Source organism: Streptomyces sp. NPDC049970 (genome assembly GCF_040660235.1).
GTDB lineage: Bacteria > Actinomycetota > Actinomycetes > Streptomycetales > Streptomycetaceae > Streptomyces.
Genome location: NZ_JBFALP010000002.1, coordinates 327,418 through 340,240 on the forward strand (window position 1 = coordinate 327,418; position 12,823 = coordinate 340,240).

The following is a 12,823-nucleotide window of genomic DNA, read 5'->3' on the forward strand; positions in this document are numbered from 1 at the left end:
GGTCAGGCGTGGCGCGGCCGGTGCCGGGGAGGCTGCCCCGCTGTGCTCCAGGCCATAGGCGAGTTGTCCGTTTCCATGCATCATGTCCGGGTGCTCCGTCGGGGCGAACCAGCGAGACGGTGCGGAGGACGGCATGACTGACCAGCGAATCTCCCGGTACGCGCGCCTGGCGTGCCGAACCGCCCTGATCGGCTGCGTTCTCGCCCCCGCGGCCCTGGCGGCGTCGCCCGCCACCGCGGCCCCGTCCCCTGCCGTCTCCTGCGTCTCGGACCGGCCGGGGCTCGCCGCGAAGCTGACCAGGGACATCACCGCGGCCCTCAAGGGGCACAAGTCCACCACCGCTCTGGCGGTGCGGGACCACCGCACACGTACGAGCTGCGCGCTTCGGCCCACCCAGCACGTGGACTCGGCGAGCGTCGTCAAGGTCACGGTCCTGTCCGCACTGCTCTGGGACGCGCAGCGGACGGACCGGCCGATCACCGCGCGCGAGGGTGAGCTCGCCACGGCCATGATCACCAAGTCCGACAACGACGCGACCACCGAGCTGTGGGACTGGCTCGGCCCCGCGAAGGTCAAGGGGTTCATCAAGGCGGCGGGCATGACCCGTACGGCGCTGGACCCCGGGGGCGCATGGGGGCTGACGCAGATCACCGCCCACGACGAACAGCGTCTGCTGACCCTGGTCACGGCCAGGAACAAGGTCCTCGACGACAGCTCGCGGTCCTTCGTCCTGGAGCGGATGCGCGAGGTCGTGCCGGAACAGCGCTGGGGCGTTCCGGCCGGCGCCCCGGGCGACGCGACGGTCCAGCTCAAGAACGGCTGGCTGGAGCGGTCCACGCACGGCTGGCGGGTGCACAGTGTCGGGGCGTTCAGCGGTGAGGGCCACGACTACGTGATCACCGTGCTGACGCAGGACAACAAGACGATGGAGGACGGCGTCGACACCATCCAGGCCGTCTCCGAGGCCGTCCACAAGGACATCGGGCCCGCCCGCCCCACGCACGGCTGATCCCGGCTCCCTGCCCGGTCGGCGTACCCGGTCCTAGGACCACAGGGTGCCCGGTCTCCGCCCATGGGCCGAGAATTGTTGCGGAAGGATGAAATCCGCTACTGGCCGCGTTGGGGAGTTGCGGTAGGTCGGACGGGGCGAAATCAGGAGGCACGGGTGGCGGGCGCGGAGAAACAGGGCGTGGAGGGACCACACGCGGAGGCGGCGCGCGCGGAGGGACCGGGCGTCGGGGCACCGGGTGCCGGGGCACCGGCCACGGAGGCGCCGGGCTGGGGCCGGAGGCTGACCGGGTACGCCTGGCGCTACCGGCGCAACGTCGTGCTGGCCCTCGGTTCGTCGCTCGCCGGCATGGGCGTGATGGCCCTCGTCCCGCTGATCACCAAGGTGATCATCGACGACGTCGTCGGCAGCCACACCCGCTCCCTCGGCCTGTGGACCGGCCTGCTCATCGGTGCGGCCGTCCTCGTCTACGCCGCCACCTTCGTACGCCGCTACTACGGCGGCCGGCTCGCCCTCGACGTCCAGCACGACCTGCGGACCGAGATGTACGGCAGCCTCACCCGCCTCGACGGGAAGCGGCAGGACGAGCTGTCCACCGGGCAGGTCGTGGGGCGGGCCACCAGCGACCTCCAGCTGATCCAGGGGCTCCTCTTCATGCTCCCGATGACCATCGGGAACGTCCTGCTCTTCCTCATCTCCCTGGTGATCATGGCGTGGCTCTCGCTGCCCCTGACCCTTGTCGCCGTCGCCGTCGCGCCCGCGCTCTGGTTCATCGCTCGCCGCTCCAAGGCCCGCCTCTTCCCCGCCACCTGGTACGCCCAGAGCCAGGCCGCCGCCGTCGCGGGCGTGGTCGACGGGGCCGTGTCCGGGGTCCGGGTCGTCAAGGGATTCGGCCAGGAGGAACAGGAGACCGGCAAGCTCCGCGAGGTCAGCCGCAGGCTCTTCGCCGGGCGGCTCCGCACCATCCGGCTGAACTCCCGCTACACCCCGGCGCTCCAGGCCGTCCCCGCGCTCGGCCAGGTCGCCATGCTGGCCCTCGGCGGCTGGCTGGCCACCCGGGGGGAGATCACCCTCGGCACCTTCGTCGCCTTCTCCACCTACCTGGCCCAGCTCGTCGGCCCGGTCCGGATGCTCGCCATGGTCCTCACCGTCGGTCAGCAGGCCCGGGCCGGTGTGGAGCGGGTCCTCGAACTGATCGACACCGAGCCCTCCCTGCGGGACGGCACGAAGGACCTCCCGGCGGACGCCCCCGCAAGCGTGGAGTTCGACGACGTCCGCTTCGGCTATACCGACGACCGCCCCGTGCTCGACGGCTTCTCGCTCACGATCGAGCCCGGCGAGACCGTGGCCGTCGTCGGCGCGTCCGGCAGCGGCAAGTCCACCGTCTCGCTCCTGCTGCCCCGCTTCTACGACGTCTCGCACGGCGCCGTCCTGGTCGGCGGTCACGACGTCAGGGAGCTGACCCAGAACTCGCTGCGGGCCGCCATCGGGCTCGTGCCCGAGGACAGCTTCCTCTTCTCGGAGTCGGTCGGCGCCAACATCGCGTACGGATACCCGGGCGCCACCCAGGAGGAGATCGAGCGGGCCGCGCGCGCCGCCCAGGCGCACGGCTTCATCTCCGAGCTGCCCGACGGCTACGACACCAAGGTCGGCGAGCACGGGCTCACCCTGTCCGGCGGCCAGCGCCAGCGCGTCGCGCTCGCCCGGGCCATCCTCACCGACCCCCGTCTGCTGCTGCTCGACGACGCCACCTCCGCGGTCGACGCCCGCGTCGAACACGAGATCCACGACGCCCTGGCCCAGGTCATGCGGGGACGCACCACCCTGCTGATAGCCCACCGGCGCTCCACACTCGGCCTGGCCGACCGCATCGCCGTACTCGACCGCGGGCGGCTCGCGGACATCGGCACGCACGCGGAGCTGGAGCGCCGCTCGGCGCTCTACCGGCGTCTGCTCACCGACCCGGACGAGCTGGGCGGCACCTCTCCGGGGCACCGGCCCGCCGTGGTGGACGCGCCCGAGGATGACCGGGCGCTCCAGGACGAACTGGACGCCGAGTTCGACGCCGAGCAGGGCGTCACCCCCGGCCTGTGGGTCCGCCAGGAGGAGCAGCGCGACCCGGCTGCGGCCGGTATGCCCGCCACGCCCGAGCTGCTGGCCCAGGTCGACGCGCTGCCGCCGGCCACCGACGTCCCCGCCATCGACGAGGCGAGCGCGGTGCGCCCGGAGAAGTCGTACGGCCTGCGCAGGCTGCTGCACGGCTTCGGGCTCCCGCTGCTGGTGAGCCTCGGGCTGGTGGCGGTCGACGCGGGCATGGGACTGCTGCTGCCCGTGCTGATCCGGCACGGCATCGACGACGGCGTCACCAAGATGGCGCTCGGCGCGGTCTGGGCGGCGGCGGGGCTGGGTCTGCTCGCCGTCGCCGTGCAGTGGGCGGCCCAGATCGGTGAGACCCGGATGACGGGGCGTACCGGTGAACGCGTGCTGTACTCCCTGCGCCTCAAGATCTTCGCCCAGCTCCAGCGGCTCGGCCTCGACTACTACGAGCGCGAGCTGACCGGCCGGATCATGACCCGGATGACGACGGACGTGGACGCCCTGTCCACGTTCCTGCAGACCGGCCTCGTCACCGCCTTCGTCTCCGTCGTCACCTTCTTCGGCATCACGGTCGTGCTGCTGGTCCTCGACGTCCAGCTGGCGCTGGTCGTGTTCGCGACCCTGCCGGTGCTGATCGTCGGCACGGTCTTCTTCCGCCGCAGGAGCGTCAAGGCGTACGAGCTCGCGCGCGAGCGCATCAGCGTCGTCAACGCCGACCTCCAGGAGTCCGTCGCCGGGCTGCGGATCGTGCAGGCGTTCCGGCGCGAGACGGACGGCGCCGAACGGTTCGCGGCGCGCAGCGACCACTACCGCCAGGCCAGGGTCCGCGGGCAGTGGCTGATCTCCGTCTACTTCCCGTTCGTGCAGCTGCTCGCCTCGGTCGCCGCGGCGGCCGTGCTGATCGTCGGCGCGGGCCGGGTCGACAACGGCACGCTGACCACGGGCGCACTGGTCGCCTACCTCCTCTACATCGACCTGTTCTTCGCCCCGGTGCAGCAGCTGTCGCAGGTCTTCGACGGCTACCAGCAGGCCACCGTCTCCCTCGGCCGGATCCAGGAACTCCTGCGGGAACCGACCTCCACGGCCGACCACGACGATGCGCTGGACGTGACGTCGCTGCGCGGCGAGATCGCCTTCGAGGACGTGTCGTTCGCGTACGCCGGTGACGAGGAGGCCCTCACCGGTGTCGATCTGCGCATCCCGGCGGGCCAGACGGTGGCTTTCGTCGGGGAGACGGGCGCAGGCAAGTCCACGCTGGTCAAGCTCGTCGCGCGCTTCTACGACCCGACCGGCGGGCGGGTGACGGCGGACGGCACGGATCTGCGCCGGCTCGACCGGACGGCGTACCGGCACCGGCTCGGGGTCGTGCCCCAGGAGTCGTACCTCTTCGAGGGCACGGTCCGCGACGCCATCGCGTACGGGCTCCCGGAGGCGACGGACGCCCAGGTGGAGGCGGCGGCCAGGGCGGTCGGCGCGCACGACATGATCGCGACCCTGGAGGGCGGCTACCTGCACGAGGTCGCCGAGCGGGGCCGGAACCTCTCGGCGGGCCAGCGCCAGCTGATCGCGCTCGCCCGTGCCGAGCTGGTCGACCCGGACATCCTCCTGCTCGACGAGGCGACCGCCTCCCTCGACCTGGCCAGTGAGGCGCAGGTCAACCAGGCCACCGACCGGCTTGCGGGCCGGCGCACCACGCTGGTGGTCGCACACCGGCTGACGACAGCCGCGCGTGCCGACCGGGTCGTGGTCATGGACCGGGGCAGGGTCGCCGAGGACGGCACCCACGACGAGCTGCTGGCCAGGGACGGGATGTACGCACGGCTGTGGCGCACCTTCATAGGGGAGGACATAGGGGAGGGCGCCCCGGCGGGTGTGTGACGTCCCCGGTACGGCGCGCCGCCGGCCCGGACCCCGCTTCCCACCGGTCCGGAACCCGACAGCCTTCTCCGTGCGTCGTACACCCGTATGTGCGGGTAGCGAATGATGGCCGGTGTGTTCGAAGGGGCTGGTGTGGTGGACGGGATGCACGGTGTGCCGAAGACGTCAAGGCGTACGGGGCGGGCAGCGGCGGCGATGCTCGTCCTGCCGCTTCTGGGTGCCCTGGGCCTGGTGCTCGGCCCCGCCGGAGCCCCGGCGGAGGCCGCGTCGGGCTGTTCCGGGCGGCTGGCGAAGACGGTGAGGTTCGCCACCGGTTCGCTGCGTGTCTACGAGAGCCGCTCCTACGCGTGCGCCGTGACCGTGGCCAGGAAGCCGGGGGCGCGCCGGGCGATGCGGGTGTCGCTCCAGCCCCGCGGAGGCAGCGCCGTGGTCGACCGCGGGAAGTTCACCGAGCTGGCGGGCCCGGTCACGGTGCACGCGTTGAACCGCTGCGTCAGGGCTTCCGGTTCGGTCGGCAGATCCTCCGGCTCCACGGGCTGGATCCTCTGCTGAGAGGCGACCGGGTCTGGCGTGGCGAGTGCTACCCCGCTAGGTTCACGGCGTCCGTCGTGAATCAAGGGGAGGGTGCATGCGCAAGGCGCTCAGAGGCGTTCTGTCGCTCGCGGTGCTCATAGGCACGGTGAGTGCGACCGGTGCCTCGGCCGGTGCGGCCACCGCCGCGGAACCGACCGCGAAGCAGAGCAACGGCTCCACCACCAGCAGCAAGGACATCAAGGACCGCATCCTGGCCATCCCCGGGATGAGTCTGATCGAGGAGAAGCCGTACCCCGGCTACCGCTACTTCGTCCTGAACTACACCCAGCCGGTCGACCACAAGCACCCGTCCAAGGGCACCTTCCAGCAGCGCGTCACGCTGCTGCACAAGGACACGACCCGGCCGACGGTCTTCTTCACCAGCGGCTACAACGTCTCCACCAACCCCAGCCGCAGTGAGCCGACCCAGATCATCGACGGCAACCAGGTCTCCCTCGAGTACCGGTTCTTCACCCCGTCCCGCCCGGCCCCGGCCGACTGGTCGAAGCTCGACATCTGGCAGGCCGCCAGCGACCAGCACCGCGTCTTCAGCGCGCTGAAGAAGATCTACTCCAAGAACTGGCTGACCACCGGCGGCTCCAAGGGCGGCATGACCGCCACCTACTTCGAGCGCTTCTACCCGAAGGACATGGACGGCGTGGTCGCCTACGTCGCCCCCAACGACGTGGTCAACGACGAGGACTCGGCGTACGACCGCTTCTTCGCCCGCGTCGGGACCAAGGAGTGCCGCGACCGGCTGGGCGGCGTCCAGCGCGAGGCCCTCGTCCGGCGCGAGCCGCTGGAGAAGAAGCTCGAGGCCTACGCCGCCGAGAACGGCTACACGTTCAACACCGTCGGCACGCTCGACAAGGCGTACGAGGCCGTCGTCATGGACTACGTCTGGGCGTTCTGGCAGTACAGCCTGCTCGCCGACTGCGAGTCCGTCCCGGCCGACGCCCCGAACGCCACCGACCAGGAGATCTGGGACTCCGTCGACGGCATCTCGGGCTTCTCCGCCTACGCCGACCAGGGCCTGGAGACCTACACGCCGTACTACTACCAGGCCGGTACCCAGCTGGGCTCGCCCGACATCCGGCAGCCCTGGCTCGGCAACCTGAGCCGCTACGGCTACCAGCCGCCGCGCACCTTCGTGCCGCGCTCCATCCCGATGAAGTTCAAGCCCTCGGCGATGCGCGACGTGGACAGCTGGGTCAGGAACAACGCCCGCAACATGCTGTACGTCTACGGCGAGAACGACCCGTGGGGTGCCGAGCCCTTCCGGCTCGGCCGCGGCGCCCGTGACAGCCACGTCTACACGGTGCCCGGCGGCAACCACGGCTCGAAGGTCGCCGGCCTGGTCACCGACGAGAAGGCGAAGGCCACCGCGGCGATCCTGCGCTGGGCCGGTGTCGCGCCCGCGGCCGTGGAGGCCGACCCGGCGAAGGCGAAGCCTCTCGCGAAGTTCGACGCCCGCCTCGACGAGCGGGACGCCGAACTCCGGCGGGACCAGGGCACGCTGCGCCCGTAACGGCTGTCGGCAGGTACAGGAGGAAGGGCGGCGCCCGCCAGGTGTGAACGACACCTGGCGGGCGCGGCCCACCGCTCCGTACGGGTGACTTACGTCCTGGGCCGGGTGGAGGACCGGTACGACAGTCCGTAGCCCACGGGGTACAGCGCCTGTGCGGGTGCGTCCGCGCGCTGCACCGGGACCGGGAGCCTGCCCACCGGCTCGGCGCGGCCCGCGATCACCCGTGCGGCCGCCCGCAGTTCGACGTCCGTCCAGGAGTACGCGGTGAGGCTCGCCGCATAGCCCGTACCTGCCAACTGGGCGATGTCGTACGGGTTCCGGATCGCGAGAGTGATCACCGGGACGCCGGTCGCGGTGAGTGCGGCGACCAGGGTGCGCTGCGAGCTCGTCGCCGACACGTTGTACGTGCCCACGACCACCGCGTCCTTGCCCTCGGCGGCGGCCACCGCCTCGGCGATCTTCGCCGCGGTCGGGGCCGTGCCCGTCGACAGGGCCGTGGCCGTGTACCCCAGCTCCTCGAAGGCGTCGGCGAGTGTCGTGGTCGGAGGGCCCGTCGTGCCGGAGGGCGAGGCCGGATCCGCGCCCACCACCAGGAGGTTGCGGTGGGACCGGCGCGAGAGCGGCAGCAGCGAGCCCTCGTTGGCGAGCAGCGTGGTCGTCCGCTCGGCGATCCGGTCGGCGGCGGCCAGGTGGGACCGCACGCCCACGGTGCGGTCGACGCCCCGGTGGGTGACGTAGGGGTCGCGGAACAGCCCGAGCTTCGTCTTCAGCCGCAGGATGCGCAGGATCGATTCCTCGATGCGCGCCTCGCTGATCTCGCCGCCCTTCACGGCGTTCAGCACGGCGTTCCAGGCGACCTTCAGGTCCGGCGGGTTGAGCAACTGGTCGACCCCGGCCAGCAGCGCCAGGACGGGGACGCGCTCGTCGCCGTACTTCGTGCGGACGCCCTCCATGCCCAGGGCGTCGGTGACCACGACGCCGTCGTAACCGAGCTCCTCGCGCAGGATGCCGGTGAGGATCGGGTGGGACAGCGTGGCAGGGTCCTCCGACGCGTCCAGGGCGGGCACCACGATGTGCGCCGTCATGATCGAGTCGATGCCGGCGGCGACGGCCGCCCGGAACGGCGGGGCGTCCAGCTGTGCCCACTGCTCCCGGGTGTGGCTGATGACGGGCAGGCCGGTGTGGCTGTCGGTGCTGGTGTCGCCGTGACCGGGGAAGTGCTTGGCGGTCGAGGCGATCCCGGCGCCCTGGTAGCCCTTCACCTGCGCGGCCACCATGCCGGCGACGGACTCCGGGTCGGAGCCGAAGGAGCGTACGCCGATGACCGGGTTGGCCGGGTTCACGTTGACGTCGGCGTCCGGCGCGTAGTTCTGGTTGATGCCCATCGCGGCCAGTTCGGCCCCGGCGATCAGGCCCGCCCTGCGGGTGTCGGAGCGCGAGCCGCCCGCACCCAGCGCCATCGCACCCGGCAGCAGCGTCGCCGGCTCCCCGACGCGGCACACGATGCCGTGCTCCTGGTCCGTGGAGACCAGGAGCGGCAGCGGGGTGCGCCCGGCGAGCCCCGCACGCTGGATGCCGTTGGAGAGGTCGGCGATCTGGTGCGGGTCGCGGGTGTTGTGGGCCCAGGCGAAGTAGATGATCCCGCCGACGTGGTACGTCGAGATCAGCTCGGCGGCCGTACGGACCCCGATCTCGTCGAGGTTGGCGTCGATGTCGGCCTGGTCGGGCGCGGTGGCGGAGTGCCCGTACACCCGCATCACGAAGAGCTGGCCGACCTTCTCCTCCAGGCTCATCCGGGCGATGAGCCGCTTGAGGTGCCTGTCCGACGCGGCGCCGGACGCGGACGCCTGTGCGGTGCCGGGAACCGCGGCCATGCCGGTCACGGCGGCTGCCGCGGTGGCCGCGGTGGCGGTGAGGATGGTGCGTCTGGAGGTGCGGTGGTGCACGTGAGCCCCTTCCGGTACTGAAAGAAACTTCCAAGAAGGTACGGATATATGGAAAGTAACTACCAGTCAAGGGGGCGGCCCGAGAAAGAGGAGTACACGTGGAGAGTGGACGGGAGCCCCTGGTCCCGAGCGGGCGCGGCCTACTGCTTCGGCGCGCCGAGCCGCAGGATGTGCTCCCGTCCCGGGGCCAGCAGCTCCGGAAGGGCGGCGGCCCGGGGGTACCAGCGCTTCTCGTACTCCCAGCACACCCAGCTGTCGGGGGCGAGCGCGTCCAGGCAGGACTTCAGCGGCAGCACCCCGGCGCCCAGGGCCAGCGGCGTGGTGTCCTCGGCGGAGGCGATGTCCTTCACCTGTACGTATCCGAGGTGCGGGGCCAGCACCGCGTGACTGGCCGCCGGGTCCTCGCCCGCCAGCCAGGTGTGCATCACGTCCCAGATCGCGCCGATCTGCCCGTGCCCCACGGTGCCCACCACACGGGCCACATCGGCCCCGGCGCGGTGCGAGTCGTGCGTCTCCAGCAGGATGCGTACGTCCATGTCTGCGGCGTGCGAGGCGGCGGCCCCCAGCCGGCGGGCGGCGACCGCGTCGGCCGTGGCGGGGTCCTGGTCCCCACCCCCGGGGAACACCCGGACGTACGCCGCGCCCAGGTCGTGCGCCAGCTCCACCAGTTCGGCGAGCTCGGCGAGCACCGGCTCGTCCGCGCCCTCGGCCGCCACCTTCGCATACCCGGCGACGGTCAGGATCTCGACCCCGCCGCGCTCGAACTCAGCGACCACGGCGGCCCGTTCGGCCGGGGTGAGGCCGGGGTGCACCGGCTCCTCCGGATGGGCGCGCAGCTCGACCCCCTGGTAGCCGTGCCCGGCGGCGAGCCGCACCACGTCCGCGACGGGCATCCCCGGCACTCCGAGGGTCGAGAGAGCGAGCTTCACGATGTGTCCTTCCGCTGGGGTCCCGGCACGGGATCGGCCTGGTGCCACCTCGGCTCCTGCCCGTCGCTCCCGCCGTCACTCCCGCGCGACGCCCAGCGTACGGGTGCCCACGGCCTCGTCCGCCGGGACGCAGCCGGCTGCCAGGCGGACCCCGGGCAGATGCCCCTTGCTCGCGAAGTGCTCCCGTGCCGAACGCGCCGAGGCGAGGGCGGGAGCCCGCCGCCCCAGGGCGAACAGGGTCCGGGCCCGGTCCAGTTCGGCCGTCGCCATGACCAGCGGGGAGTCCGTCAGCAGAGATGCCCGCACGGCGCGTTCCGCGTGGTCGGCCGCCTCCACCGGACGCCCGGCGGCGGCTGCCAGCCGGCCCCGCAGTCCGTCCAGGCCGACGGCGTCCGCACGGCTCAGCTCCGCCGCGTCCCCGACGCCCGCGATCCAGGCCGCCGCCGGACGCGTCCGGCCCTCGTCGAGTTCGATCCGGGCCGCGTCCAGCGCCACGGCCGACCGCATCCCTCCCGCCTCGGCGTGCCGGGCCGCCTCCTCCGCCTGCGCCAGCAGGTCCAGCGCGGCGCCGGCGTGCCCGAGCAGCGTCTCCACCGCGGCCCGGAACACCGGCAGGAACACCTCCGCCTCGGCGAACCGCAGCCTCCCGGCCAGCTCCCGGGCCTCGGCGAGGCAGGCGTGTGCTTCGCGCGGCCGGTCCTGGAGGGCGTACAGCACGGCCAGGGGGCGGTTCAGGGTGAGCCTGACCGTCGGGCGGCCCTCTCCGTGCGCGTCCAGCAGCGCGCGGCAGCGGGCCACCGCCTCCGGGGCCGGCACCGGGCCGCGCCAGAGGGAGACGCCGATGGCCCCGAGGGCACCGGCCCGTTCGGGTTCGGCCCCGGCCAGTACCGCCTGCTCCAGGGCGCACGCCTGGTCGCGTTCCGCCTCCTCGTGCCGGCCGGCCTGCTGGAGGTGCTGGGCGAGCCTCAGGTGCGACCGGGCCCGGCCGAGCGCGTCACCCGCCGCCTCGAAGACCGGCAGCACGGCCCGCGCCGTCGCGGTCAGCCCCGCGCCCGGACCTGCCGGGTCCAAGGCGGCGAGCGCGAGCCCGGCGTGCGCGGACTCCACCGTGGCGGAGTCCATGTCGCGCACCTGGCGCAGCAGGCGGGCCCCGCTCCCGGTCTGCCCGAGGGCCACCCGCACCTCACCGAGCCTGCGCACCGAGCCCGCGTCGTCCGGGTCGAGCCCGACCGCCCGCTCCAGCAGACTGTGCGCCCGGTCCAGGTCGGACCTGGCGGCGGCCTGGGCTCCGGCTCTGCCCAGCGCCGTCGCGGCGCGGCTGCGCAACAGTCCGGTCCCGGCGTCGAGCAGCCCGAGTTCGGTCCGGTAGCGGAAGGCGCGTTCGAGGTGGCCGCCGACGGCGCCGTCCCCGGCCCGCAGCACCCGGGGCAACTCGGCCGCCCAGGCGTGGCGGTCCGCCTTGGCGCGTTCGGACAGCGACGCGTACGTCACCTCGTGCACCAGCCCGCTGCTGAACCGGTACGCCGCCTCCGGGCCGCTCGCCGGTACCGGCTCCACCAGGCGCCGCCGGCTCAGCGCCACCAGTACGTCCTCGATGCGGCCCAGGTGACGGGTCCGGTCGGGGGAGTGGACGTTCACCGCCGCCCATCCCCGCCGCGCCGCCGGCAGCGCGGACGCCTCCAGCAGCAGGAGTTCCACCGAGGTGAACTCACGGCCGATCACGGCGGCGAGATCGAGGACGGTCCGCTCGCTCCGGGCCAGCGCCCCGATCCGGGTGCCCAGCAAGGCCTTGAGGGTGGGCGGCGGCCCGGCGGCCGAGCCGTCGGCGGCTCCGCCGGCCCGACCCCCGACCAGCAGTTGTTCCAGATGGAGCGGGTTGCCCTCGGCGCGGGACAGCAGCCGCTCGTCCACCGGTCCGTCCCCGCCGTCGAGCAGGGCCGGCCGCCCGGCGAGCCGGACGCTGTCCTCCCGCGACAGTCCCGTGAGGTGGAGACAGCCCGTGGTGTCGGCCGTCCCGTCGGGGCGCCCGACACAGACCACCAGCACGCGCGCGGGCCCCGAGTCTCCCGCCAGCCGTTCCAACGTGCGCGTCAGCAGCGGCGCCGCCTCGTGCGAGTCGTCCAGCACCAGGACGAACGGCCTGTCACGGGCGGCCCTGCCCAGCGCCGTCGTCAGCGCGGCGCACATGTCCTCGAACGGTGCGTTGGGGGCGCCGTCGCGCAGCAGTCCCGCCGACAGCAGGGCCATCGCGTCGTCGTACGCCGTGCCCGCACCCGGACCGCCGTCCTCGGGCCGGTCCGCGGCGGGGGCGAGTGGCGGCAGGGTGCGCAGGGCGTCGGCGAGAGGGGTGAGCGTGCCCTGGTCCCCGAGCGCCCCGCACCTGCCCGCGCCGTAGCCGAGGGCGCCCGAGCCGGAGCGCCGCGTCAGCCATTCGCGTACCAGCCGGGTCTTGCCGATACCGGGCTCCCCGGTCACCCGCAGCAGACCGGGCCGCGCGCCGCGCGCGGTGTCCGACAGGGCCGCGTCCAGTGCGTCCTGCTCGGCGAGACGCCCGACGAAGGGGACGTCGAAGCGCCGCATCAGCGCCGGACCGTCCGCGCCCACGGCGGGCAGCCGGTAGGTCTCCGAACTGTCCTGCTCGGCCTTCGGCCGGAGCGGCCCGGTGGGCCCGACCTCGCGTCCGCCCTCCACGGGGGTGGCCGCGACGGCGCACGGTGTTCCGCACGAGGAGCAGAACCGTGCTTCCTCCGGCAGGTCCTGACGGCACGTGGGGCAGGTCATGACGATCCCTTCCTGGGGGTCGGTGCTTGTGCTGCCTCGCGGGTACGGCCCGGCCCGATCCCGCACGGGGCCGTCCGGCGGC

The 12,823-nt window shown here is 73.0% G+C and carries 7 protein-coding genes; 4 read left to right on the top strand and 3 right to left on the bottom strand.

The window, feature by feature from the left end; translation table 11 throughout:
• The first annotated feature begins 133 nt into the window (after positions 1-133).
• The 4 genes from AB0I83_RS04815 (at position 134) to AB0I83_RS04830 (ending at position 7,085) form a co-directional block, all read left to right on the top strand.
• The gene (locus AB0I83_RS04815; protein ID WP_363303611.1) at positions 134-1,009 is read left to right on the top strand and encodes a serine hydrolase; all 876 of its coding nucleotides are present in this window, start codon (positions 134-136) and stop codon (positions 1,007-1,009) included.
• Between the two features lie 282 nt (positions 1,010-1,291).
• Positions 1,292-4,984, top strand: coding sequence for an ABC transporter ATP-binding protein (locus tag AB0I83_RS04820; RefSeq protein WP_363303797.1), 3,693 nt, complete (start codon positions 1,292-1,294; stop codon positions 4,982-4,984).
• A gap of 144 nt (positions 4,985-5,128) precedes the next feature.
• Entirely contained in the window at positions 5,129-5,536 is a 408-nt protein-coding gene (locus tag AB0I83_RS04825) for a hypothetical protein (RefSeq protein WP_363303798.1), read from the top strand.
• Positions 5,537-5,612: 76 nt separating this feature from the next.
• Positions 5,613-7,085: a S28 family serine protease gene (locus AB0I83_RS04830; protein ID WP_356533824.1), complete on the top strand. Its 1,473-nt coding sequence runs from the start codon at positions 5,613-5,615 to the stop codon at positions 7,083-7,085.
• A gap of 89 nt (positions 7,086-7,174) precedes the next feature.
• On the opposite strand, the gene AB0I83_RS04835 is transcribed toward AB0I83_RS04830, so the two are convergent.
• The 3 genes from AB0I83_RS04835 to AB0I83_RS04845 all read right to left on the bottom strand — a co-directional run bounded on the left by AB0I83_RS04835 (position 7,175) and on the right by AB0I83_RS04845 (position 12,741).
• Entirely contained in the window at positions 7,175-9,031 is a 1,857-nt protein-coding gene (locus tag AB0I83_RS04835; protein ID WP_363303612.1) for a glycoside hydrolase family 3 protein, read from the bottom strand.
• A gap of 140 nt (positions 9,032-9,171) precedes the next feature.
• Entirely contained in the window at positions 9,172-9,960 is a 789-nt protein-coding gene (locus AB0I83_RS04840) for a sugar phosphate isomerase/epimerase family protein (RefSeq protein WP_363303613.1), read from the bottom strand.
• Positions 9,961-10,035: 75 nt separating this feature from the next.
• The gene (locus tag AB0I83_RS04845; protein ID WP_363303614.1) at positions 10,036-12,741 is read right to left on the bottom strand and encodes an AAA family ATPase; all 2,706 of its coding nucleotides are present in this window, start codon (positions 12,739-12,741) and stop codon (positions 10,036-10,038) included.
• Between the last annotated feature and the right edge of the window lie 82 nt (positions 12,742-12,823).